Origin of the sequence: Microbacterium oxydans, assembly GCF_000956405.1 — a bacterium.
GTDB classification, from domain to species: domain Bacteria; phylum Actinomycetota; class Actinomycetes; order Actinomycetales; family Microbacteriaceae; genus Microbacterium; species Microbacterium oxydans_C.
Map to the genome: position 1 here is coordinate 1 of NZ_JYIV01000021.1, position 24,432 is coordinate 24,432.

Below are 24,432 nucleotides of genomic sequence, written 5' to 3' on the forward strand. Positions count from 1 at the left end.
CGAGCGTGGCCCCGCGGACGAGGTCATCCTGAACCCGCAGCACGAGTACACCAAGACACTCCTCGGCGCAGCACCCGAGCCCGACAACCTCGGCCGCCTCCGCGACGAGGTCCGCACCGAACTCGGCATCGCTCCCTGAGGACCCCGCCGCGCCGGTCATCCCTTTGCTCCCGTCGCACTTTCTGTCGCTCTGACTCCGTCCAAGCGACAGAAAGTGCGACGGGAGCATGGTCTCGGCGTGCACGAGGGCACAGGCTAGACTGAACCCACAACTGAAGACAGGCCGAATGAACCACGCGGGAGAGCCCCGGCGAACGCAGCCGGGCACCGAAGGAGCAAGCCTCCCCGCCAATCTCTCAGGTACGCGTACCGCGCGGTTCCGGCCACTCTGAAAAGCGATCCGTGTCATGTGCGGATCCGCCGACGGTGAAAGCCCCCGCCTCCGCGCACGGGTGAAGCTCTCAGGCCCATGACAGAGGGGGAGTTCCGAGGAACGGCGATGCCGCTGTTCCGCCCGACACAGCCCGGGAGAACTCCATGTCCGACCCCCGCTACACCCCGCTGCGCGAACGCCACGAGGCGCTCGGTGCGTCGTTCACCGACTTCGGCGGCTGGCAGATGCCGGTGCGCTACACCTCCGACCTCGCCGAGCACCACGCCGTGCGCCAGAACGCGGGCATCTTCGACATCTCGCACATGGCCGAGTTCACGGTGCGCGGCACCGGTGCCGCCGACTTCCTCGACAACGCTCTCGCCGGGCGTCTCTCGGCGCTCGCAGTAGGCAAAGCGAAGTACTCGCTCCTGCTCGCCGAGTCCGGGGGGATCATCGACGACGTGATCGTCTACCGTCTGCAGGACGACGACTACCTCGTCATCTCGAACGCCGGCAACCGCGACGCCGTCTCGGACGCCTTCTCCTCGCGCACCGACGGCTTCGACGTCGAGGTGCGGGACGTCTCGGACGACTACGCGCTCATCGCCGTGCAGGGACCGAACGCCGAGGCGATCCTCGCGGCGACTGCGGACATCACGGACGTGAGCATCCCGTGGGCCGAGCAGAAGTACTACGCGTGGGCGTCGGCGAGCTACGACGGGGTGCCCGTTCTCCTCGCACGCACTGGGTACACCGGAGAAGACGGCTTCGAGCTGCTCGTCGCCGCCGATCGTGCAGCGTCGCTCTGGGACGCCCTGCTCGCGGCGGGCGAGAAGCATGGACTCGTCCCCGCCGGTCTGGCTGCGCGTGACACGCTCCGTCTCGAGGCGGGGATGCCGCTCTACGGGCATGAGTTGAGCCTCGACACCCGACCCTCGCAGGCCGGTCTCGGACGTGTCGTCGTGACCGCGAAGGAGCGCTTCGTCGGCAAGCAGGCACTCGCCGCCTTCGCGGAGTCGGCCGAGGCGTCGGAGGCGTCGGTCCTCGTCGGACTCGTCGCCGACGGCAAGCGCGCAGGCCGCGCCGGGTATGCCGTCGTCGCCGAGGACGGAGCCGTGCTCGGCGAGATCACGAGCGGCGCCCTCAGCCCCACTCTCAGCCATCCGATCGCGATGGCCTACGTGCATCCTTCTTCCGCCGAGGAGGGAACCGCAGTATTCCTTGATGTGCGGGGGACGAAGATCCCCGCGACCGTGACCGCCCTGCCTTTCTACCGGAGGACCAAATGACCGATCTCGCCGCACTCCACTACACCGAAGAGCACGAGTGGATCGCCGCCGACGGCGACACCGTGACCATCGGCATCACTGACTACGCCGCCGAGAAGCTGGGCGACGTCGTCTTCGTCGAGCTCCCCGCCGTCGGCACCGAGATCACCGCGGGTGCGGTGGTGGGTGAGATCGAGTCGACGAAGTCCGTCGGCGAGCTCTACGCGCCCGTCTCCGGAACCGTCGTCGAGATCAACGATGCGGCCGTGGACGACCCGTCGCTGGTGAACGCCGCGCCGTTCGAGGGCGGCTGGCTGCTCAAGGTCTCCGTCGCCGCCGATGCGCTGGACGGACTGCTCGACCGCGACGCCTACGTCGCACTCACGGAGGGCTGATTCGCCAGTGGTCACTTTCGCCGATCGTCATATCGGACCCACGGATGCTGCGCAGCGCACGATGCTCGCCGCACTCGGTCTCGACACAGCAGCGGCCGACGGCGCGCTGAGCCCGGTGGAGGCGCTCATGCGCCAGGCCGTGCCCGCGTCGATCTACACCGGCCCCTCGGGTGCGGGCGACGAGCCGTCGCGCATCCCCTCCGCGGCGAGCGAGACCGAGGCTCTCGCCGAGCTGCGCGCGCTCGCCTCGCGCAACACGGTCAACCGCCCGATGATCGGCCTCGGCTACTACGGCACCATCACGCCTCAGGTGATCCAGCGGAACGTGCTGGAGAACCCGTCGTGGTACACGGCCTACACGCCGTACCAGCCGGAGATCTCCCAGGGGCGTCTGGAAGCGCTCATCAACTTCCAGACCATGGTCTCGGAGCTCACCGGTCTCACGACGGCCAACGCGTCCATGCTCGACGAGTCGACCGCGGTGGTCGAGGCGATGCTGCTCTCGCGGCGTGCGTCGAAGTCGGCGTCGACCGTGTTCGCGGTGGACGCGGACGCGCTCCCGCAGACGAAGGCGATGCTGGCCACTCGCGCGCAGGCTCTCGGCATCGACATCGTCACGGTCGACTTCGCCGCGGGGGAGGAGCTCCCTGCGGATCTGTTCGGTGTCTTCGTCCAGTACCCGGGCGCTTCCGGACGGGTCTGGGATCCCTCGGCCGTGTTCGATGCCGCGCACCTCTCCGGTGCTCTCGCGGTCGCGGCCGCCGACCTGCTCGCGCTCACGCTGATCGCGTCGCCGGGTTCGCTCGGTGCGGACGTCGCGGTCGGCACGACTCAGCGTTTCGGTGTGCCGATGGGCTTCGGCGGTCCGCACGCCGGTTACATGGCGGTCCGCTCCGGCCTCGAGCGTCAGCTCCCCGGTCGGCTCGTCGGAGTGTCGGTGGATGCCGACGGCAAGCCCGCCTACCGGCTCTCGCTGCAGACGCGCGAACAGCACATCCGCCGCGAGAAGGCCACCTCGAACATCTGCACCGCCCAGGTGCTGCTCGCGGTCATGGCGTCGATGTACGCCGTCTACCACGGTCCGGACGGGCTGCGGGAGATCGCGACCCAGACGACCGCGAAGGCGGCGCTGCTGCGCGACTGGCTGACCGAGGCGGGCGTGGAGGTCGTGCACGCGGACTTCTTCGACACCCTGCAGGTGCGCGTCCCCGGCCGTGCGGCGGAGTTCGCCGCTCGGGCCCACGACGACCACGGCATCCTGCTGCACGTCGCCGACGCCGACACGGTCGGCATCGCCGTCGACGAGACCACGACCCTGGGCGAGCTGCACCAGGTGACGAACGTCTTCGGCGGCAAGAACGACCGGGCGTTCGGCATGTTCGGCGGAGACAAGCTGCGGGGACTCCCGCAAGATCTGCTCCGCCAGGACGAGTACCTCACACACCCGGTGTTCCATTCCCATCGCTCGGAGACCGCCATGATGCGGTACCTCAAGAGTCTCTCCGACCGGGACTACGCCCTCGATCGCGGCATGATCCCCCTGGGCTCGTGCACGATGAAGCTCAACGCGGCCACGGAGATGGCGGCGATCACCTGGCCCGAGTTCGCCGGGATCCACCCGTTCGCTCCGGCGTCCGACGTGCAGGGCTACCTCGAGCTCATCGACCAGCTCGAGGGCTGGCTCGCCGAGGTCACGGGGTACGACGCGGTCTCCCTGCAGCCGAACGCCGGTTCGCAGGGTGAGCTGGCCGGCCTCCTCGCCATCCGCGGATATCACCACGCGAACGGCGACACGCACCGCACCGTCTGCCTCATCCCGTCCTCGGCGCACGGCACCAACGCGGCCTCGGCCGTGCTCGCGGGAATGAAGGTCGTCGTCGTCGCCACGGACGAGCTCGGCAACGTCGATCTCGACGACCTGCGCGCGAAGATCGCCCAGCACGCCGACGACCTGTCGGCCCTGATGATCACCTACCCCTCGACGCACGGCGTGTACGAGGAGCAGGTGGTCGAGATCACGGCTGCCGTCCACGACGCCGGCGGCCAGGTCTACGTCGACGGAGCGAACCTCAACGCGCTGCTCGGCTACGCGCGCTTCGGCGACCTGGGCGGCGATGTCTCGCACCTCAACCTGCACAAGACGTTCGCCATCCCGCACGGTGGTGGAGGGCCCGGCATCGGTCCGGTGGCGGCGAAGTCGCACCTGGCGCCGTTCCTTCCCTCGCACCCGCTCGCGCAGCGCGCCGAGCACTTCGGCGGGTACACGTTCGACGGCGGTGTGATCTCGGCGGCTCCGTACGGGTCCGCGGGGATCCTGCCGATCTCGTGGGCGTACGTCCGCATGATGGGTGCCGACGGTCTGCGTCGCGCCACGGCGGCGGCGGTGCTCTCGGCGAACTACATGGCCGAGCGTCTGGGCGGCCATTTCCCCGTGCTCTACACCGGTGAGAACGGCCGCGTGGCGCACGAGTGCATCCTCGATCTTCGTCCGCTCAAAGAAGCCACCGGCATCACGGTCGACGACGTCGCCAAGCGCCTCATCGACTACGGCTTCCACGCGCCGACCATGTCCTTCCCCGTCGCGGGCACGCTCATGGTGGAGCCGACGGAGTCGGAGGACCTCGACGAGATCGAGCGCTTCATCGAAGCGATGGTCATGATCAAGGCCGAGGCGGAGGCCGTCGCTGCCGGGCGCTGGCCTGCGGATGACAACCCGCTGGTGCATGCGCCGCACACCGCGGTGTCGCTCATCGCGGGGGAGTGGAAGCACCCCTATACGCGGGAGGAAGCCGCCTACCCCGTGCACGCCCTGGTCGCCGGCAAGTACTGGCCGCCCGTGCGCCGCATCGACCAGGCCTACGGCGACCGGAACCTCGTGTGCGCCTGCCCGCCTGTGGAGGCCTTCGCCTGAGCCCTGCTCATCTGCGCAGACGGTGCCGCACTTCCGGGTGGAAGTGCGGCATCGTCTCGTTGTTTCGCGGTGTTTCGGGGTGTTTCGCCGGTGTTACAGATGGTCACCACTCAGTAACAGTTCGTTAGCTGAGAGCGGTGGTTACGGAGACGGCGGGTTACGCTCAGGTATCCCTGCGTGCTCGACGACGCGCACGCAGAACCCCGAATGTCCACAGGAGGACACAAAGTGAAGCGCAACAAGATCGCCCTTGCGGGCACCGCGTTGTTCGCGATCGGCGCCCTGGCGCTCGCGGGCTGCGCGAGCGGTGGCGGAAACGGATCGAACGGCGACGCCGGCGGAAACGTCGACGCGGACGCCATCATCACCACCAACGGGTCCGAGCCGGAGAACCCGCTGATCCCGACCAACACCAACGAGGTCGGCGGCGGAAAGATCCTCGACGAGATCTTCGCTGGGCTCATCTACTACGACGCCGATGGCAAGCCGGTCAACGATGTGGCTGAGGAGATCACCACCGACGACCCCCAGCACCTCACGGTCAAGCTCAAGAAGGGCGAGACCTTCACCGACGGCGAGGAAGTCACCGCCGACAACTTCATCAAGGCGTGGAACGAGGGCGCGAAGCTCTCCAACGGCCACCTCTCCAGCTACTTCTTCGAGGACATCGAGGGCTTCAGCTACGACGAGGACTCCGAGCTGACCGGCCTGCAGCAGGTCGACGACTACACCTTCACCATCGCGCTGAACAAGCCGGCCTCGGACTTCGCGCTGCGTCTCGGCTACTCCGCGTTCTACCCGCTGCCCGATGTCGCTTTCGAGGACATGGACGCCTTCGGGCAGAACCCGATCGGCAACGGCCCGTACAAGATCGCCGGCGATGACGCGTGGCAGCACGACGTCCAGATCGAGCTCGTCCGCAACGACGACTACGACGGCGGTCGCAAGGCGGCCAACGGCGGTCTCACCATCAAGTTCTACGCGACGCAGGAAGCGGCTTACGCCGACCTGCTGTCGAACGAGGTCGACGTCATCGACGCGATCCCGACGAACTCCCTGGCGGTCTTCACCGACGAGCTCGGCGACCGCGCCGTGAACCAGCCCTCCGCTGTGTTCCAGTCGTTCACGATCGGCCAGTTCCTGCCGCACTTCAGCGGCGAAGAGGGCAAGCTGCGTCGTCAGGCGATCTCCATGGCGATCAACCGCGACGAGATCACCAAGACGATCTTCTCGGGCACGCGTACGCCCGCGAAGGACTTCACGTCGCCGGTCATCGACGGCTGGTCCGACTCGGTCCCCGGCAGCGAGGTCCTCGACTACGACCCCGAGAAGGCGAAGGAGCTGTGGGCCAAGGCCGACGCCATCGCCCCCTGGGACGGCGAGTTCAAGATCGCGTACAACGCAGACGGCGGACACGACGCCTGGGTCGACGCGGTGAGCAACAGCATCAAGAACACGCTCGGCATCGAGGCGTCCGGCGACCCGTACCCGACCTTCCAGGACCTGCGGACCAAGGTCAACGACCGCACCATCACCACCGCTGCACGTTCGGGATGGCAGGCCGACTACCCGGGTCTGTACAACTTCCTCGGACCGCTCTACGCGACGGGCGCCGGTTCCAACGACGGCGACTACTCGAACCCCGAGTTCGATGACCTGATCAAGGCCGGCATCAGCAACCCCGACGCCGACGCACAGATCGAGGACTTCACCAAGGCGCAGGAGGTTCTGTTCAAGGACCTCCCGGCGGTCCCGCTGTGGTACTCGAACGTGACCGGCGGCTTCAGCGAGAACGTCAGCAACGTGACGTTCGGCTGGAACTCGGTTCCGCTGTACTACGAGATCACGAAGGCCGGCGAGTAAAGCCCGACGGCACTTCACCTGTGAGGCGGTGACGATTCTTCGTCACCGCCTCACAGGCTTGTGTTCGCCTCGCTTCTCTCACCCCTCTAAGAAGGGACAAGCGGATGCTCGGTTACATTCTGAGACGTCTTCTGCAGGTGATCCCGGTCTTCTTCGGAGCCACCCTGCTCATCTACTTCCTCGTGTTCGCCATGCCTGGCGATCCGATCCTCGCTCTGTTCGGGGACAAGACCCCGAACCCGGCTGTCATCGAACAGCTCCGCGAGCAGTACCACCTGAACGACCCGTTCATCGTGCAGTACTGGTACTACATCACCGGCGTCTTCCAGGGTGACCTCGGAACGACCTACTCGGGTCGTCCGGTCTCGGCGGTCCTGGCAGCCACCCTCCCCGTCACCGGGCGCCTCGCTGTCATGGCGATCGGGATCGAGTTCACGCTCGCGATCATCATCGGAACGATCTCGGCGCTGCGCAAGGGCAAGCTGTTCGACAACGTGTCGCTCGTCGTCGCCCTCGTGGCGATCGCGATCCCGATCTTCGTGGTCGCGTTCCTCGCACAGTACTTCCTCGCGATCCAGCTCGGATGGTTCAAACCCACCGTGGGTGCGGATAACGACTGGGGCGGGCTGTGGCTTCCGGCGATCGTGCTCGGATTCAGCCTCTATGCCGTGAGCATGCGTCTGATGCGCAGCTCCGTCATCGAGACCCTGAACCAGGACTGGGTGCGCACCGCCTACAGCAAGGGACTGTCCAGGGGTCGCGTGCTTCCCGTGCACGTGCTGCGCAACTCGCTGATCCCCGTCATCACCAACTCCGCCACGAACTTCGGCGTGCTGCTCGTCGGTGCGACCGTCACCGAGGGAATCTTCAACGTTCCTGGTGTGGGTAACACGCTGTTCCAGGCGATCCAGCGCGGCGAAGGCCCGACGGTGGTCTCGTTCGTGACGGTGTTCGTCATCCTTTACGTGCTGGTGAACCTTCTCATCGACCTGCTCTACGGTCTGCTCGACCCGAGGATCCGCTATGCCTGACACCACTCCGCAGCACTACGTCGCCCCGGTCGAGACCGAGTCGATCTCTGTCGACGCCGTCCGCATCTCGGACAAGCCCAGCAACCTGTGGAGGGATGCCTGGGCCGACCTGCGCCGTCGTCCTCTGTTCTGGTTCTCGATCGCGCTCGCGCTGTTCTTCCTCGTGATGGCGTTGTGGCCGACGCTGTTCACCACGACGCCGCCGAACGACGACTGCCAGCTGTCGAACAGCAACGGCGGCCCGACCGAGGGACACCCCCTCGGCTTCACGTTCCAGGGATGCGACATCTACGCCCGCATCGTGTGGGGATCGCAGACGTCGCTGGCCGTGGGCCTGATCGCCACGGTGATCTCGTCCGTGCTCGGCCTGATCATGGGAGCCCTCGCCGGTTTCTACGGCGGCTGGCTCGACGGGCTGCTGTCGCGCATCGGTGACATCTTCTTCGCCATCCCGTACATCCTCGCGGCCGTCGTCGTGATGACGGTGTTCCGCGACGCCCGTTCGGTGTGGACCCTGGCTTTCGCGATCGGCGCCTTCGCCTGGGCCTCCACCGCGCGAGTCGTGCGAGCGGAGGTGCTCCGAGTGCGACAGGCCGACTTCGTGATGGCGTCCCAGGCTCTCGGGCAGTCGAAGTTCCGGATCCTCGTGAATCACGTCGTCCCGAACGCGATCGCTCCGCTTCTCGTCGTCTCGACCCTCGGGCTCGCTGCGGCCATCGTCGCCGAAGCCACGCTCTCGTTCCTCGGAGTGGGTCTCGGCAGCAATGTGATGTCGTGGGGTAACGACATCGCGAAAGCCCAGGCCTCGCTTCGCGTCGCTCCGATGGCTCTCATCTATCCGTCGATCGCCCTCACCCTGGCGGTGCTGGCGTTCGTGACCCTGGGCGAGCTCATCCGAGACGCCCTCGACCCGAAGGCGAGGGCACGCCGATGAGCGAGCGCATCACCGAACAGGTCCCTCTGCTGAGCGTCCGCGACCTGAAGGTCGCCTTCCGCACCCAGGAGGGGCTGCGCGAAGTGCTCCACGGAGTCAGCTTCGACATCATGCCGGGAGAGACCGTCGCCATCGTCGGCGAGTCCGGGTCGGGCAAGTCCACGACGGCGACCGCCATCGTGAACCTGCTTCCCGGAACCGGACAGGTCACCGGCGGGTCCATCACGCTCGAGGGGCGAGAGCTCACGACGCTGAACCGTCGCCAGATCGAAGCCGTCCGCGGCCGGGACATCGGCTTCGTGCCGCAGGACCCGATGTCGAACCTCAACCCGGTCTGGAGCATCGGCTTCCAGGTCAAGGAAGCGATCCGAGCGAACGGCATCGCGGGAGATCGTGGGAGCGCCAAGGCGCGCACGGTCGAGGTCCTGCAGCAGGCGGGGCTGGCTGACGCCGAGAAGCGACTGCATCAGTTCCCGCACCAGTTCTCGGGCGGAATGCGACAGCGCGCGCTGATCGGGATCGGTCTCGCCGCCGACCCGAAGCTGCTGATCGCCGACGAGCCGACCTCCGCGCTGGACGTGACGGTGCAGCGCGTGATCCTCGATCACATGGCTTCGCTCACGCGGGACAAGGGCACCTCGATGCTTCTGATCACGCACGATCTGGGCCTCGCAGCCGAGCGTGCGAACAAGATCATCGTGATGAACAACGGCAACATCGTCGAGGCAGGTCCGAGCCGGCAGATCCTCGAGGACCCTCAGCACCCGTACACGAAGCGTCTGGTCGCCGCGGCGCCCAGCGTCGCCTCGCAGCGCATCCAAGCGGTGGTGGAGGACCGGGGCATCGAGACGACCGAAGACCTCGCTGCCATCCCTCCGACGGTGCGGGTCGCCGGCCTCACGAAGGACTACAAGATCCGTCAGGGGAACTTCCGCAGCGAAGCCTTCCGTGCGGTCGACAACGTGTCCTTCGAGATCCCGCGCGGCAAGACCCTCGCTCTCGTCGGAGAGTCGGGATCGGGCAAGTCCACGGTCGCCAAGATGGTCCTGAAGCTCGAGGAGCCGACCAGTGGCACCATCGAGATCGACGGTGTGGACGTGTCGAAGCTGTCGAACGCGCAGGCGTTCGGCCTGCGTCGTCGCATGCAGCCGGTCTTCCAGGACCCGTACGGTTCGCTCGACCCGCTGCGCAACATCGGCAACACCATCGCTGAGCCGATGCAGATCCACGGCGTCGGCGATCGCTCGTCGCAGCGCGAACGCGTCGAGGAGCTGCTCGATCAGGTCTCGCTGCCGCGCGTGCTCGCCACCCGATACCCGAACGAGCTGTCCGGTGGACAGCGTCAGCGCGTCGCGATCGCTCGAGCGCTGGCTCTCAAGCCCGACATCATCGTGCTCGACGAGGCGGTGTCGGCGCTTGACGTGCTGGTGCAGGATCAGGTCCTGCAGCTGCTCGCCGAGTTGCAGTCCGAGCTCGGCCTGACGTATCTGTTCATCACGCACGACCTCGCCGTCGTCCGCGTGTCGAGCGACCTGGTGTGCGTGATGGAGAAGGGGAAGATCGTCGAACAGGGCACTGTCGACGAGATCTTCGCCAACCCGCAGCAGGAGTACACCGACCGTCTGCTCAAGGCGATCCCCGGGGCATCGATCCCTCTCGGCGGTCGCTGACGGTGACCGAGCCACAGCACCCCGAGGGCGCGCGCACCTATCGCGCGTCCTCGGGACCGGTCATCCTGATCCTGAGCGCGCTCCTGGCGCTGTTCCTCCTGGGTGATGCCGTCCTGCGGGGCAGCTGGGCGCAGATGCTGCTCCTGGCTCCGTGGGTGCTGCTCGCGCTGTGGGTCGTGTACGAGCTCAGCTACGTCTCCTCGGTGCGCGTGGATGCCGAAGGCGTCGTCGTGCAGAACCTGCTCCGTCGTACCAGCTTCGGGTGGGGGAACGTGCGCGACATCGACCTTCGCTGGCAGCTGCTGTTCTCGCTCGATGACGGGCGTGAGCTCTCCTGCTACGGCGGTCCTGCACGTGCGCGTCCGCCGCGACCGGGACGAGGCGACGACGCCGAGCCGAAGGCCCCTGCCGGGTTCCGCGCTCTCGCGGACATCCGTGACCTGTGGGCGGCGGCGTCACCGGCGAACTCGTCTGTACGTCGGACCTGGGACGTTCCCGCCCTGATCGCGCTTGCGGTGATCGTGTTCTGGGCGCTGGGAGCGATCGCCATCGTCGGAACCGCGGCGTAGTGACCTGAGGCCAGGGCTCAGCTCGGCAGTCCGAACAGCTCGGGCCACGTCGATGCGGCCCACGGGTACCCCACGAAGGCGGCGGCGTCGATCACGAAGTGCGCGACGAGGAACGGCATCAACCGCCCGGTGCGCTGATACAGCCAGCCGAACAGCAGCCCCATCGCGAGGTTGCCGATGAACGCGGGATATCCCTGATACAGGTGATAGCTCGCGCGCAGGATCGACGTGGAGACGATGATCACCCAGGGGCTCCATCCGAGCTGGCGCAGCCGGGTGAAGAGGTATCCGAGCAGGACGAACTCCTCCTGCAGGGAGGCACGGGCCGCGGCGAGCAGCAGGACGGGCACGGTCCACCAGTACGCGTCGATCCCCGCCGGATCGATCGCCACCGTGAGTCCGAGCGCCCTCCCGGCGAGGTAGAGGCCGAGGCCGGGGATGCCGATCGCGAGCACGAGCAGGATGCCGCGGGCCGCGTCCTTCGCGATCCCGGTGCCGTCCAGGCCCAGTCGCGCCAGATGCGGGCGGCGGGACTGCCACAGCAGGAAGCACACCAGCAGCACGGGGACGAGCGAGAATCCGATGGCGAGCACCTGGTAGATCAGGTCGAAGATCTCCCTGTCGCTCCGCGAGGGATTGAGCTTCGCCACCTGATCGGCGATCGGCACATCGTCCGTGAGGCGGTACGCGAGCTGAACGATCGCGTAGACCGCGGACTGGCCGAGGCCCAGCGCCAGGACGATCGCGATCTCCCACCACAGCCGAGCACGGGAGGGGGCGGGGGAGAGGTCGGGGAGCTCCCACGGAGCCTGCGGTCGGGTCACGATCTCGATGCTACGACCTGCTTTTCAGGAACCAGCCCCGAGCTTGCGTTATCCTGGAACGTCGGCTTCCCGGCGAAACCCCACATCTTTTAGGACACCTGCATGGCGCACGCCCTCCGTTCTGACCTCCGCAACGTCGCAATCGTGGCGCACGTCGACCACGGCAAGACCACACTCGTCGACGCCATGCTGCGTCAGACGGGTTCCTTCGGCGAACACGCTCACGTCGATGAGCGCGCCATGGACTCGAACGACCTGGAACGTGAGAAGGGCATCACGATCCTCGCCAAGAACACGGCGATCACCTACAAGGGCAAGCACGCCGGTGGCAAGGAGATCACGATCAACGTGATCGACACCCCCGGTCACGCCGACTTCGGTGGCGAGGTCGAGCGCGGCCTGTCCATGGTCGACGGCGTGGTGCTGCTCGTCGACGCGAGTGAGGGCCCGCTGCCGCAGACCCGCTTCGTGCTGCGCAAGGCGCTCGAGGCGAAGCTCCCCGTGATCCTCCTGGTCAACAAGACCGACCGTCCCGACGCGCGCATCGCCGAGGTCGAGGAGGAAGCACACGACCTGCTGCTCGGCCTCGCCTCCGACCTGGTCGACGACGTGCCCGACCTCGACGTGGATGCACTCCTCGACGTGCCGGTGGTCTACGCCTCCGGCCGTGCCGGCGCCGCCTCGCAGAACCGTCCCGCCGACGGCACGCTCCCGGACAACGACGACCTCGAGCCGCTCTTCGAAGCGATCCTCGAGCACGTGCCGGCCCCGGAGTACGACGACGAGCACCCGCTGCAGGCCTGGGTCACGAACCTTGACTCCAGCCCCTTCCTCGGCCGTCTCGCCCTCCTGCGCATCTTCAACGGCACCCTGAAGAAGGGCCAGACCGTCGCCTGGGTGCGCGCAGACGGCACGCACCAGAACGCGCGTGTCACCGAGCTCCTGAAGACCCGTGCGCTCGAGCGCTACCCGGCCGAGTCCGCCGGCCCCGGCGACATCGTCGCCATCGCCGGATTCGAGAACATCACGATCGGTGAGACCATCGCCGACCCGGAGGATGTGCGTCCACTGCCGGCCATCACGGTCGACGACCCCGCCATCTCCATGACGATCGGCACCAACACCTCGCCGCTCATGGGCAAGGTCAAGGGGCACAAGCTCACGGCTCGCATGGTCAAGGACCGTCTCGACAAGGAGCTCATCGGCAACGTCTCGCTCAAGGTCGTCGACATCGGACGTCCGGATGCGTGGGAGGTGCAGGGTCGAGGCGAGCTCGCCCTCGCCATCCTCGTCGAGAACATGCGTCGCGAGGGCTTCGAGCTCACCGTCGGCAAGCCGCAGGTGGTCACGAAGAAGATCGACGGCAAGACCTACGAGCCGTTCGAGCACCTCACGATCGACACGCCTGAGGAGCACCTCGGCGCGATCACCCAGCTGCTCGCGAACCGCAAGGGTCGCATGGAGAACATGACCAACCACGGCACCGGCTGGGTGCGCATGGAGTTCATCGTCCCGTCGCGCGGCCTGATCGGTTTCCGCAGCGAGTTCCTGACCACGACCCGAGGCACCGGCATCGCGAACGCGATCTCGCACGGCTACGAGCCGTGGGCCGGCTCCATCACGACGCGTCAGAACGGCTCGATCGTCGCCGACCGCCAGGGTGTCGTCACTCCGTTCGCGATGATCGCCCTGCAGGAGCGCATGTCCTTCTTCGTGCAGCCCACGCAGGAGGTCTACGAGGGCATGGTCATCGGCGAGAACTCCCGCGCCGACGACATGGACGTGAATATCACCAAGGAGAAGAAGCTCACCAACATGCGTGCAGCGAGCTCCGACACCTTCGAGTCGATGACGCCTCCGCGTCAGCTGACGCTGGAGGAGAGCCTCGAGTTCGCCCGCGACGACGAGTGCGTCGAGGTGACGCCCGAAGCGGTGCGCATCCGCAAGGTGAACCTCGACGCGAACACGCGTGCGCGCGAGACCGCACGCCTGAAGCGACAGGACGCGAGCGTCTGAGCACAGCTTCGGACACGCTCCGAGTGGGAGGGCCCCGTGCCGCCGAAAGGCGTGCACGGGGCCCTCTTCTCATGTAAATCCCAGGTGAGGGATGGTTTTCATTCAGGTTCATCGTTCAGAGTGGTTCACTTGCGCCCGGGACGAGCTCCCGATGAGTCTCCTAAAAGGGGCGTACGACAACCCGAAAGTCGAACCCAATGCTTCAGAAGACCCGTGCGCTTCGGCGCGCCTCCGCGGCGGCATCCGCTCGAAACGCCGCCCACCGCCCCATGACCATCCTCGGTGTCGCATCGGCGACTCTGGTCGGCATCACCCTGAGCGTCGGCCTGGCGTCCACCCCCGCGGTGGGAGCCATGAGCCCCGCTGCCGCTGTCACCGCGCCTGCACTCGCCGGTGCCCAGCCCCTGGCACAGATTGCGGAAGACGCCTCCGCGACGTTGACGCAGGCGAAGGACGCGGTCACCGCGGCCGAGACCCTGAGTGCTGAGGTCGCCGCCGCCGGCCTCGATGTGGGAGCCGTGACCTCCGTCGACACCTCCGACCTCGAGAGCGACATCGAGAAGCTCGACGACAGCGAGGTCACGCCCGTGCTGCTCGTCGGCGTCCTCGCCGACAAGGCGCAGGAGGAGACCGCGAGTGTCGTCGCGGACACGGCGGAGCTGCGTGGCGCTCTCACGGCCGCGCAGCAGAAGCAGGCCGAGGAAGAGGCTGCGCGGATCGCGGCGGAGCAGGCGGCGGCTCAGGCTGCCGCGGAGCAGCAGGCCGCAGCCGCCCTGGCAGCTGCCAATACGCCCGAGGGGGCGAAGGCGGCCGCCCAGCAGATCATGTCGAGCACGTACGGATGGGGCGGCGACCAGTTCTCCTGCCTGAACTCGCTGTGGAACAAGGAGTCCGGCTGGAACTACAAGGCGTACAACCCGAGCGGTGCGACCGGCATCCCGCAGGCGCTTCCCGGCAGCAAGATGGCTTCCGCTGGCTCCGACTGGCAGACGAACGCGGCCACGCAGGTGGCCTGGGGTCTCGGGTACATCTCCTCGGTGTACGGCACTCCCTGCAGCGCCTGGTCGCACTCCCAGGCGATGAACTGGTACTGAGCGCACCCGCGAAGCCACTGAACTGGTAGCCGAAGGCGGTCGTCGAGCGCTACCGTGACCCTGACGGCTGGGGGCGTCACGGATCCGAGGAGGAGATGTGCTCGACCCCGCAGCATGGCACGGCGTTCCGCAGGTCGCGTCCACCGGCGCGCTGCCGGGGTGGGACCGCGTCGAAGAGGTGGTGCGCGAGGCGCACTCGCGCTACGCCGACGAGAGAAGCGGCAGCGTCGCGGATTACATCCCCGTGCTCGCCGACGTCGATCCTGAGCTGTTCGGTCTGGCGGTGATCGAGGTCGGCGGCGGGCTGCACGACGCCGGCGATGCGCTGCATCCGTTCTCGATCCAATCGATCTCGAAGATGTTCGTGTACGCCCTGGCGATCCAGGAGCACGGGCATGAGCGCGTGCGCGAGGTCGTCGGGGTGAACAACACCGGCCTCGCCTTCAACTCCGTGATGGCGCTGGAGCTCAACGACGGCCACCCGATGAACCCCATGGTCAACGCGGGGGCGATCGCCCCGACAGCGCTCATGCCCGGGGCGACGTCGGTCGAGCAGTGGGAGCGCGTGCGCGAAGGGCTCTCGGCGTTCGCCGGGCGCCCGCTGAGCCTCGACGGCGTCGTGTATGCCTCGGAGGCGGCGACCAATGACCGCAACCGCGCTCTCGGGCGTCTGCTGCGCAGCTACGGTCGACTCGCGGGCGACCCGGACGAGGTCGTCGACGTCTACACACGCCAGTGCGCGCTCAGGGTCACGGCTCACGATCTCGCGGTCATGGGCGCCACACTCGCCGACGGGGGAGTGAACCCCATCACGGGCGAGCGCGTCGTCTCGGCGGACGTGTGCCGCGACACGCTCGCAGTCGTCGCCTCGACGGGCCTCTATGAACGATCGGGCGACTGGCTGTTCGAGATCGGACTCCCCGCGAAGTCCGGCGTCGCCGGAGGCATCGTCGCGATCGCGCCGGGAAAGGGTGCGGCCGCCGGGTTCTCGCCCCGACTCGACGAGGCCGGCAACTCGGTCCGCTCGCAGATGGCCATCGGATATCTCTCGCGGGCACTGGGGCTGAACCTGTTCGCCTCGTCTCCCGTTCCCCACCACGCGTCCACGCACGCCTCGCCGTCCGCACCCACGGAGCTGTCATGACCCAGACACCGCAGAACCAGACGCCGCAGATCCCGATCAAGTCCTCGTGGCTTCCGATGGTCAGCCTGTTCCTCGCGCAGGTGCTGATGTCGTTCAACGTCGCCGCGCTGCCCATCTCCCTCGGGGGAATGGTGAGCGAGTTCGGGGTTCCGCCGACCGTCGCGAGCACGACGATCGTGATGTACGGCCTCGCGGTCGCGGCCCTCGTGATGACCGGTGCGAAGCTCGGGCAGCGGATCGGCTGGGTCGTGATCTTCCGGATCGTGATCGCGTTGTTCGCGGGCTCGTCGATCATGATGATCCTCGCTCCCACCGTGTGGTGGGCCATCGCAGGGCAGGCCGTGGCCGGAGCGGCTGCGGCGATCATCGTTCCGTCGATCGTGGCGCTCATCGCCGAGAACTACCGGGGACCCCAGCAGGCGACAGCCATCGGCGCCATCGGCTCGGCCCGCGCGATCTCGGGGGTCAGCGCGTTCCTGATCGGAGGAACGCTGGGCACGTTGGTGGGCTGGCGACCGATGTTCTTCATCGTGCTCGGCATCGCCGTGGTGGTGTTCGCACTGAGCTTCACCCTGCGCGGGGACCGCGGCGATGCGTCGATCCGCATCGATCTCGTCGCCTCGTTGCTCATCGGCGCCGCGATCGTGCTGCTGACGCTCGGGTTCAACAACCTGAACTCCTGGGGTGCTGTGGCGGCGACGGCGGACGCGCCCTTCTCGGTGATCGGTCTCTCGCCGGCCCCCGTGTTCATCGTCGTCGGCCTCGTGCTGGGACAGGCGTTCTTCCTGTGGACGAGGAAGCGGATGGCGGAGGGGAGGGTGCCACTGATCGATCTGAGCGTCCTCGGATCCTCCCGCGAGCGCGCCGCCGTGTACGCGATGTTCATCGTGGTCGCCCTGGAAGCGTGCGTGAACTTCACGATCCCGCTGTACATCCAGATCGTGCAGGGCAGGACGCCGTTCGACACCTCGATGGCCATGATGCCGTTCAACCTCACGGTCTTCGTCACGGCCACCCTCGTGGTGCGGCTGTACAAGAGGTTCCCGCCGCGCACGATCGGCGTGGTCGGGTTCATCCTCACCACGGCCGCTCTTGTGTGGCTGTCGTTCGTCGTCAACAACAACTGGGAGACGATCCCGACGATCGTCGGTCTCATCGTCTTCGGCATCGGGCAGGGGGCGCTGGTGACGCTGGTGTTCAACGTCCTCGTGACGGCGGCTCCGGCCGAGCTCGCGGGGGATGTGGGATCCCTTCGGGGCACGACACAGAACCTCGCCTCGGCCGTGGGTACCGCTCTGGCGGGCGCGCTGCTGGTGTCCCTCCTCGGACTCAGCGTGGGGCGCGCGGTCGTCGAACATCCGGAGCTGCCGCCGTCCCTCGTCGCTCAGGTCGACATGGACAACTTGAACTTCATCAGCAACGACGACCTCCGCGCGGCGCTCGAGAGGACGGATGCGACCCCGGAGCAGGTCGACGCCGCCGTCATGGTGAACGAGGAATCGCGACTGGGCACGCTGAAGCTCGGACTCCTGCTGCTCGCGGGTATCAGCGCGCTGGCGATCCTTCCGGCTTCACGACTGCCGCAGTACCGGCCGCATGAGATTCCCGATCCCTCGCCGGTATCGGGAGGGGAGTGAAGCTCAGCGCAGCTCCGAGATGAGCACGGCGCTGGTTCCTGCCGCCGTCGCCTCGAAGACATGGGGGGCATCGCCGGCGTAGGTCAGGTAGTCGCCGGGGCCGAGGAGGACGGGTTCGTCTGCCGGGCCGATCCGCGCCTGTCCGGAGATCAGGACGACGTGCTCGATGGTGCCGGGATGGTGGGGGTCCGAACGGCGGGCGTCTCCCGGCTCCGCCTGGATCAGATAGAGGTCACGGCGTGCGCCTGGCGGACTCGCCGACAGCAGGGTGGCACTGTATGCGGCGGCCGACGACGGCACCCCGGACAGATCGTCCGCGCGGATCAGCGTGGGCGCATTGGCCTGCTGATCGACGAGCACGGCGAAGGGAACCCCCAGGGCGACGCCGAGTGCCCACAGCGTCTCGACGCTGGGGTTGCCTGAGCCGCTCTCGAGCTGGGACACCGTCGCCTTGGAGACCCCGGCCCGCCGAGCGAGTTCGGATACCGACAGGCTCGCCGCCTCACGTTCCCGGCGCAGGGTGCGGGCGATGCGTGTACGAAGCTCCTCCATGTGTTCATCATGTCAAACGATCGTTCGCTTGACTACGCCGCGGAAGGTGTTCAGAATTATGGCCATGTGTTCACTGAAGCGAACGACAGCTCCCGGGCGGCGTGATGACCGCGGAGCGTGAGGTCTGGCGCGAAGCCCTCGGCGTCGTCCTGGCGACCAGCGCGTACGGGGTCTCGTTCGGAGCGCTCGCCGTGGCGTCGGGGCTCGACGTCTGGCAGACCTGCGTGCTGAGCCTGCTGATGTTCACCGGTGGGTCCCAGTTCGCGTTTGTCGGCGTCTTCACCGCCGGGGGCATGACGGCGCTGCCCTCCGCGATCGCCTCGGCTGCGCTCCTCGGCGTCCGCAACGTCGCCTACGGCATGCGGATGTCGCCCATCATCGGTGGCGGACCTGCTCGCAAGGCTGCAGCTGCGCACTTCACGATCGACGAGTCGACGGCCGTGGCGATCTCGCAGGGCGATCCGCGGCTGCGGCAGGTCGGCTTCTGGGTGACCGGGATCGGCATCTTCGTCGGGTGGAACATCACCACGCTCATCGGTGCCCTCGTGGGCGACGTGCTGGGCGATCCCAGAGCATGGGGGCTGGACGCGGCCGCGGCCGCAGCCTTCCTCGCACTGCTGTGGCCTCGGCTCCGCCAGCGCCAGGCCGTGGCCGTCGGCGTCGCAGCGGCTGTCGTGGCTGCCGCCTGCACGCCGTTCCTGATGCCGGGGCTTCCTGTCCTCGTCGCCGCGATCGTCGCGATCGCGGTCGGCTGGTTCAACTGGTGGGGCCACCCTGCGGCTGCGGCCGACGGCGGGGCAGACGCCGGAGCGGGGGCGACCTCGTGACCGTGTGGAGTGCGATCCTCCTGGCCGCCTTGATCTGCCTCGCCCTCAAGGCGGCCGGCTACCTGGTGCCTCCGCGGGTTCTGGAGGCGCCGCGGACCGCCCGTATCTCGGACCTGCTGACGGTGGGTCTGCTCGCGGCGCTCGTGGCCGTGCAGACCCTCGGTGACGGTCAGGCGATCACGGTCGATGCCCGCGTGCCCGCATTGCTGGTGGCGGGAGGCCTCCTGTGGCTGCGGCAGTCGTTCCTCGTGGTCGTCGTGGCGGCGGCGGCGGTCGCGGCCCTGTTGCGCCTGTTCGGCCTCGCTGCATGAGCAGCCGCCCCGCTCCCGCTCGCTGAGGGGTCGTCGGTAAGATCGACAGGTGCGCGTGAGCTGGGTGTCGAGAGTGTTGTCGTGGATCGCTGCCGCCCTCGTCGGCGGTGTCTACGGCATCGCGGGCACCATCAGCCACAGTGTGATGTGGGGCCCCATCCCCATCGGCATGATCATCGCGGCGATCGCCTGCGCCGCCATCCTCATCGCCGTCCGCGCGCTCACCCACGACAGGGGAGCCGCCGTCGCTGCCGGCGTCGGGATGATCGGCATGCTGGTGCTGATCTCCGGCGAGGGGCCGGGGGGATCCGTCGTCGTTCCGGCGTCCTTCGCCGGGCAGATCTGGACCTATCTCGTCGCCGGGATCGTGCTGCTCGTCATCGCCTGGCCCTCCGTCCGTCGCCTGCCGACGCGCACGGAAGCGCCTGCCGCGCAGGAACCGGGGCCGCGCGAGTCGTAGACTGAGGGGGTGACGTATGTGATCGCCCTCCCGTGCGTCGATGTCAAGGATCGCGCCTGCATCGACGAGTGCCCCGTTGACTGCATCTACGAGGGCGAACGCTCGCTCTACATCCACCCCGACGAGTGCGTGGACTGCGGCGCCTGCGAACCCGTCTGTCCCGTCGAGGCGATCTACTACGAAGACGACCTGCCCGACGAATGGCAGGACTACTACAAGGCCAACGTCGAGTTCTTCGACGAGATCGGGTCTCCGGGCGGTGCCGCCAAGGTGGGCGTCTACTCGTTCGATCACCCGATCGTCGCGGCACTGCCGCCTCAGGGCGAGTAGGCGCGGGCTCCGTGAGCGTCCGCGATCTCGCCGACTATCCGTGGGATGCCGTCGTCCCGTTCCGTGCGCGCGCGCAGCAGCATCCGGACGGACTGATCGACCTCTCGGTCGGCTCTCCCGTCGACCCGACGCCCGACATCATCCGCCGCGCTCTGGCCGAGGCCACGGATGCCCATGCCTATCCGCAGACGGTGGGAACGCCCACCCTTCGGGAGGCGATCGTCGACTGGTACGCCCGGCGCAGGGGTGTGCCCGACCTCCGAGTGGACAACGTGCTCCCGACGATCGGCTCCAAGGAGCTCGTCGCTCTGCTGCCCACCCTGCTGGGTCTCGGGGCCGGCGACATCGTCGTCCACCCGCGCGTGGCCTACCCGACCTACGAGGTCGGCGCCCGCGTCGCCGGGGCGACCCCCCTGCCTGCCGACGACCCCGCCGACTGGCCCGAGGGCACCAAGCTCATCTGGATCAACACCCCGGGCAACCCGGACGGACGCACCTGGACCGTCGATGAGCTCGCCGCCGCCGTGCGTCGCGCCCGTGAGATCGGTGCCGTGCTCGCGAGCGACGAGTGCTACGCCGAGCTGGGCTGGGACGGCGTCTGGGCGACCGAGCCGATCCCCTCGATCCTCGACCCGCGGGTGACCGGGGGAAGCAGGGCGAACCTGCTCAGCGTCTACTCGCTGAGCAAGCAGTCGAACCTCGCCGGATACCGTGCGGCGTTCGTGGCGGGATGCGCTCGCATCGTCGGAGAGCTTCTCACGGCACGCAAGCACCTCGGTCTGATGCCGCCTGCGCCGGTGCAGCACGCGATGGCCGTCGCGCTCGCGGACGATGAGCACGTCGCCGCACAGAAGGCTCTCTACCGGACCCGTCGTGACGCCCTGCGTCCCGCGTTGGAGGCCGCCGGCTTCCGCATCGACGGTTCGGAGGCCGGGCTCTACCTCTGGGCGACCGAAGGGCGTGACGCCTGGGAGTCGATGGGGCGGCTGGCTGATCTCGGCATCCTCGCCGGTCCGGGTCCGTTCTACGGCGGTGACTCCGGACAGCATGTGCGGCTGGCGCTCACGGCGTCGACAGCGGACGTACGCGAGGCCGCGCGCCGTCTCACTGTGGCCGATATGTAGATTCCCTCCTCGGAGGGCGCGTCCCTTTGGCGGATGTCACAGTAGGCCTGTGTGACTACTAGGCTGTAAAGGCGATTCGGTCGTGACCCGACCTGGCGCCTGAGCGCCGTGAGATCGCCAGTTCAGGCTTGATCAAGATCTTGTTCGAACCCACCGCGACGAGCGGGGGCGGACACTACGAGGAGGTCCGCGTGAGTGCAGCGGCAGACCAGACGGCGAAGCTGACGATCGGCGACACGACCGCTGAATTCCCGGTGCTGCGCGGCACGGCGGGGCACGACAGCATCGATTTCTCGACGTTGACGCGGCAGACGGGCTACACCGGCCTGGACTACGGTTTCGTCAACACGGCGTCGACGAAGTCGGAGATCACGTTCATCGACGGCGACAAGGGCATCCTGCGATACCGCGGATACCCGATCGAGCAGCTCGCCGGCTCGACCAGCTACCTCGAGGTCGCGTGGCTGCTCATCTACGGCGACCTGCCGTCTGCCTCGGAGCTGGCGGAGTTCGACGAGAAGATCCGTCGGCACACCCTCCTGCACGAAGACCTCAAGCGCTTCTTCTCGGCGCTTCCGCACACGGCGCACCCGATGTCGGTGCTGTCCTCGGCGGTCGCCGCGCTCTCGACCTATTACGAGGGTCAGACCGACCCGCACAACCCCGAGCACGTCGAGCTGAACATGGTGCGCATGCTCGCGAAGCTCCCGGTGATCGCCGCGTATGCGCACAAGAAGAGCGTCGGCCAGGCGTTCCTGTACCCCGACAACTCCCTGAGCTTCGTGGACAACTTCCTGAAGCTGAACTTCGGGGTGCACAGCGAGGAGTACGAGGTCAACCCGGTGATGTCGAAGGCTCTCGAGCTGCTCCTCATCCTGCACGAAGACCACGAGCAGAACGCGTCGACGTCCACGGTCCGTCTGGTCGGATCGACCGGAGCGAACCAGTTCGCCTCCGTCTCCGCGGGTATCCAGGCGCTCTCGGGTCCGCTCCACGGTGGTGCGAACGAGGCCGTGCTGACCATGCTCGGGCAGATCCGCGACTCCGGGCAGAGCGTCTCGCGCTTCGTCGAGCGGGTGAAGAACAAGGAAGAGGGCGTGAAGCTGATGGGCTTCGGGCACCGGGTCTACAAGAACTACGACCCGCGCGCCAAGCTCGTCAAGGACGCGGCCGACGAGGTGCTGTCGTCGCTGGGCGTCACCGACCCGCTCCTCGACCTCGCCAAGGAGCTCGAAGAGCTGGCGCTGGCCGACGACTACTTCCGCGAGCGTCGCCTCTATCCGAACGTCGACTTCTACACCGGCGTCATCTACAAGGCGATGGGCTTCCCCACGCGCATGTTCACCGTGCTGTTCGCGATCGGACGTCTGCCCGGCTGGCTGGCTCAGTGGCGCGAGCTGCAGCTCGACCCCCAGACGAAGATCGGTCGCCCGCAGCAGCTGTACACCGGGTCGCCGGAGCGCCAGTTCCCCACCCGCTGAGCGCGTGACGAGAAAGCGCCCCTCCCGCCGTAGCGGAAGGGGCGCTTTCTCATTCGCCATTGGTCGGGGTCAGCGGCCCTGCGAGCTCCGGCCGCCCTGGCGGGACTGACCGCTCTGCGTGGAGTAGCCGCCACCCTGGCCGGCACCGGGGCGGGGGCGACGACGGCGACGGGACGGCGGGTTGGCCGCTCCGTTCTTCTCGCCGCCGGCAGGGCGCTGCTTCGCGGACTGACGCTGCTGCTGCTGCGGTGCCTGCACCGGTGCCGGGCGCACGTGAGGCGCGCGCTCGGGGACGAGCTCGGTGACGGCGGCGGCGGTCACGTCCTCGAGAGGCGCCGTGATCGCGGCCTTGCGCAGCAGGTCCTTGACGTCGCGGCGCTGCTCCGGGAGTACGACCGTGACGACGGTTCCGGCAGCGCCGGCGCGAGCGGTACGGCCGGAACGGTGCAGGTACGCCTTGTGCTCGACGGGCGGGTCGACGTGGACGACGAGGTCGACGTTGTCGACGTGCACGCCACGCGCGGCCACATCGGTCGCCACGAGCACTCGCACGCCGCCGTCCTCCGGCGCGGTCGAGAACGCGCCGAGGTTGCGCTCGCGGGCGTTCTGCGAGAGGTTGCCGTGCAGGTCGACGGCGGGGATCCCCGCCGCGGTGAGCTGCTTCGCCAGCTTCTTCGCCTGGTGCTTGGTGCGCGTGAAGAGGATGCGGCGACCGGTGCCGGACGCGAGCTCACGCACGAGAACGGTCTTGTTGTCGGTGGAGTCGACGACCAGCACGCGGTGCGTCATCTCGCCGACGGGCACGCTCGCCTCGTCGACCTCGTGGCTGACCGCGTTCGAGAGGAAGCGGCGGGCGAGGGTGTCGATGCCGCGGTCCAGCGTGGCGCTGAACAGCAGACGCTGACCGTCGGCGGGCGTCGCCGAGAGGATGCGGGTGACACCGGGCAGGAAGCCGAGGTCGGCCATGTGGTCGGCCTCGTCGAGCACGGTGACCTCGATCGCGCTGAGTCGGACAACCTGCTGCTTCATGAGGTCTTCCAGGCGGCCGGGGCAGGCCACGACGATGTCGACGCCGCCGCGCAGCGCCTGCTCCTGCGGGCGCTGGCTGACACCGCCGAAGACGGTCGTGACGCGAAGGCCGGCTGCCTCGGCGAGCGGTGTGATCGTCGCGGCGATCTGGGTCGCCAGCTCACGGGTGGGGGCGAGGACGAGGCCGCGCGGCAAACCGGCGCGGCGCTGACCGCCGGAGGCGGCGAGTCGGGCGACGAGGGGAAGCGCGAAGGCGATGGTCTTACCGCTGCCGGTGCGTCCGCGACCGAGCAGGTCGCGTCCGGCGAGGGAATCGGGAAGCGTGTCGCGCTGGATGGCGAACGCCTCGGTCTTGCCGGAATCGGCGAGAACGGCGGCGAGCTCGGCGGGAACGCCGAGTTCAAGGAAGGTAGACATGCAGAAACTCCGTCAGCGCACGAATGAACGGCGCGAGATAGGGGTGAGGTGGGCGACGGCGCAGAATTGCGCATCGGTTCGCCGTTCGAAAGGCCAGCTCGTGCTGGTGGTGGGAGCGGTTCCGCTCGCTTCGGTCCTCGGAGACCCCGTGACGACGACGATGCTGGGTACC

21 protein-coding genes, 1 pseudogene and 1 riboswitch are annotated in these 24,432 nt (G+C 67.8%); of the genes and pseudogenes, 19 read left to right on the top strand and 3 right to left on the bottom strand.

The annotated features are described in order from the left end of the window. The 9 genes and pseudogenes from RN51_RS18365 to RN51_RS05585 form a co-directional block, all read left to right on the top strand. A pseudogene (locus RN51_RS18365) lies at window positions 1-139 on the top strand (ABC transporter ATP-binding protein); the annotation flags it as partial. A gap of 148 nt (window positions 140-287) precedes the next feature. Next, a riboswitch (glycine riboswitch) is annotated at window positions 288-382 on the top strand. Window positions 383-537: 155 nt separating this feature from the next. Further along, a complete protein-coding gene (gcvT, locus tag RN51_RS05550) occupies window positions 538-1,662 on the top strand; it encodes a glycine cleavage system aminomethyltransferase GcvT (RefSeq protein WP_045263066.1) in 1,125 nt (374 codons plus the stop codon). Continuing rightward, window positions 1,659-2,036 carry a glycine cleavage system protein GcvH gene (gcvH, locus tag RN51_RS05555; protein ID WP_045263067.1) on the top strand — a complete coding sequence of 126 codons (378 nt, stop codon included), beginning with the start codon at window positions 1,659-1,661 and terminating at the stop codon, window positions 2,034-2,036. Before gcvT ends, gcvH begins: the two co-directional genes overlap by 4 nt. Before the next feature lie 61 nt (window positions 2,037-2,097). Continuing rightward, window positions 2,098-4,947, top strand: coding sequence for an aminomethyl-transferring glycine dehydrogenase (gcvP, locus tag RN51_RS05560; protein WP_045263164.1), 2,850 nt, complete (start codon window positions 2,098-2,100; stop codon window positions 4,945-4,947). 228 nt (window positions 4,948-5,175) lie between these two features. Then, window positions 5,176-6,810, top strand: a complete 1,635-nt coding sequence (locus tag RN51_RS05565) for a peptide ABC transporter substrate-binding protein (RefSeq protein ID WP_156149106.1) — start codon at window positions 5,176-5,178, stop codon at window positions 6,808-6,810. A gap of 104 nt (window positions 6,811-6,914) precedes the next feature. Then, entirely contained in the window at window positions 6,915-7,841 is a 927-nt protein-coding gene (locus tag RN51_RS05570; RefSeq protein ID WP_045263068.1) for an ABC transporter permease, read from the top strand. After that, on the top strand, window positions 7,834-8,775 hold the full coding sequence (locus RN51_RS05575; RefSeq protein ID WP_045263069.1) for an ABC transporter permease: 942 nt from the start codon (window positions 7,834-7,836) through the stop codon (window positions 8,773-8,775). The genes RN51_RS05570 and RN51_RS05575 overlap by 8 nt, the downstream gene beginning before the upstream one ends. Continuing rightward, the gene (locus RN51_RS05580) at window positions 8,772-10,445 is read left to right on the top strand and encodes a dipeptide ABC transporter ATP-binding protein (RefSeq protein WP_045263070.1); all 1,674 of its coding nucleotides are present in this window, start codon (window positions 8,772-8,774) and stop codon (window positions 10,443-10,445) included. Before RN51_RS05575 ends, RN51_RS05580 begins: the two co-directional genes overlap by 4 nt. Before the next feature lie 2 nt (window positions 10,446-10,447). After that, a complete protein-coding gene (locus RN51_RS05585) occupies window positions 10,448-11,014 on the top strand; it encodes a PH domain-containing protein (protein WP_052674603.1) in 567 nt (188 codons plus the stop codon). A 17-nt stretch (window positions 11,015-11,031) separates the two neighbouring features. Here the strand turns inward: RN51_RS05585 and RN51_RS05590 are convergent, their stop codons facing one another. Beyond that, window positions 11,032-11,838: a CPBP family intramembrane glutamic endopeptidase gene (locus RN51_RS05590; protein ID WP_045263071.1), complete on the bottom strand. Its 807-nt coding sequence runs from the start codon at window positions 11,836-11,838 to the stop codon at window positions 11,032-11,034. Window positions 11,839-11,940: 102 nt separating this feature from the next. On the opposite strand from RN51_RS05590, the gene typA reads away from it, so the two are divergent. The 4 genes from typA (at window position 11,941) to RN51_RS05610 (ending at window position 17,729) form a co-directional block, all read left to right on the top strand. Further along, window positions 11,941-13,854, top strand: a complete 1,914-nt coding sequence (typA, locus tag RN51_RS05595) for a translational GTPase TypA (RefSeq protein ID WP_045263072.1) — start codon at window positions 11,941-11,943, stop codon at window positions 13,852-13,854. Window positions 13,855-14,051: 197 nt separating this feature from the next. Continuing rightward, window positions 14,052-14,948 carry a hypothetical protein gene (locus RN51_RS05600; protein WP_052674604.1) on the top strand — a complete coding sequence of 299 codons (897 nt, stop codon included), beginning with the start codon at window positions 14,052-14,054 and terminating at the stop codon, window positions 14,946-14,948. Window positions 14,949-15,045: 97 nt separating this feature from the next. Next, window positions 15,046-16,092 carry a glutaminase A gene (gene glsA / locus RN51_RS05605; protein WP_045263073.1) on the top strand — a complete coding sequence of 349 codons (1,047 nt, stop codon included), beginning with the start codon at window positions 15,046-15,048 and terminating at the stop codon, window positions 16,090-16,092. Next, window positions 16,089-17,729 (top strand): MFS transporter, encoded by a 1,641-nt coding sequence (locus RN51_RS05610; RefSeq protein WP_045263074.1) that lies wholly within the window; start codon window positions 16,089-16,091, stop codon window positions 17,727-17,729. Before glsA ends, RN51_RS05610 begins: the two co-directional genes overlap by 4 nt. A 3-nt stretch (window positions 17,730-17,732) precedes the next feature. Here RN51_RS05610 and RN51_RS05615 read toward each other — a convergent pair whose 3' ends face one another. After that, a complete protein-coding gene (locus RN51_RS05615) occupies window positions 17,733-18,281 on the bottom strand; it encodes a helix-turn-helix domain-containing protein (protein ID WP_045263075.1) in 549 nt (182 codons plus the stop codon). 104 nt (window positions 18,282-18,385) lie between these two features. Here RN51_RS05615 and RN51_RS05620 point away from each other — a divergent pair, with 104 nt between their 5' ends. The 6 genes from RN51_RS05620 to RN51_RS05645 all read left to right on the top strand — a co-directional run bounded on the left by RN51_RS05620 (window position 18,386) and on the right by RN51_RS05645 (window position 22,814). After that, window positions 18,386-19,108 carry an AzlC family ABC transporter permease gene (locus RN51_RS05620; RefSeq protein ID WP_045263076.1) on the top strand — a complete coding sequence of 241 codons (723 nt, stop codon included), beginning with the start codon at window positions 18,386-18,388 and terminating at the stop codon, window positions 19,106-19,108. Then, a complete protein-coding gene (locus tag RN51_RS05625; protein WP_045263077.1) occupies window positions 19,105-19,419 on the top strand; it encodes an AzlD domain-containing protein in 315 nt (104 codons plus the stop codon). The genes RN51_RS05620 and RN51_RS05625 overlap by 4 nt, the downstream gene beginning before the upstream one ends. Window positions 19,420-19,468: 49 nt before the next feature. Further along, the gene (locus RN51_RS05630; protein ID WP_045263078.1) at window positions 19,469-19,879 is read left to right on the top strand and encodes a hypothetical protein; all 411 of its coding nucleotides are present in this window, start codon (window positions 19,469-19,471) and stop codon (window positions 19,877-19,879) included. Between the two features lie 9 nt (window positions 19,880-19,888). Further along, on the top strand, window positions 19,889-20,209 hold the full coding sequence (fdxA, locus tag RN51_RS05635; protein ID WP_045263079.1) for a ferredoxin: 321 nt from the start codon (window positions 19,889-19,891) through the stop codon (window positions 20,207-20,209). A gap of 11 nt (window positions 20,210-20,220) precedes the next feature. Next, window positions 20,221-21,333 (top strand): succinyldiaminopimelate transaminase, encoded by a 1,113-nt coding sequence (dapC, locus tag RN51_RS05640; RefSeq protein ID WP_045263080.1) that lies wholly within the window; start codon window positions 20,221-20,223, stop codon window positions 21,331-21,333. A gap of 191 nt (window positions 21,334-21,524) precedes the next feature. Then, a complete protein-coding gene (locus RN51_RS05645; protein ID WP_045263168.1) occupies window positions 21,525-22,814 on the top strand; it encodes a citrate synthase in 1,290 nt (429 codons plus the stop codon). 69 nt (window positions 22,815-22,883) lie between these two features. Here the strand turns inward: RN51_RS05645 and RN51_RS05650 are convergent, their stop codons facing one another. Then, entirely contained in the window at window positions 22,884-24,260 is a 1,377-nt protein-coding gene (locus RN51_RS05650) for a DEAD/DEAH box helicase (protein WP_045263081.1), read from the bottom strand. Window positions 24,261-24,432 lie beyond the last annotated feature (172 nt).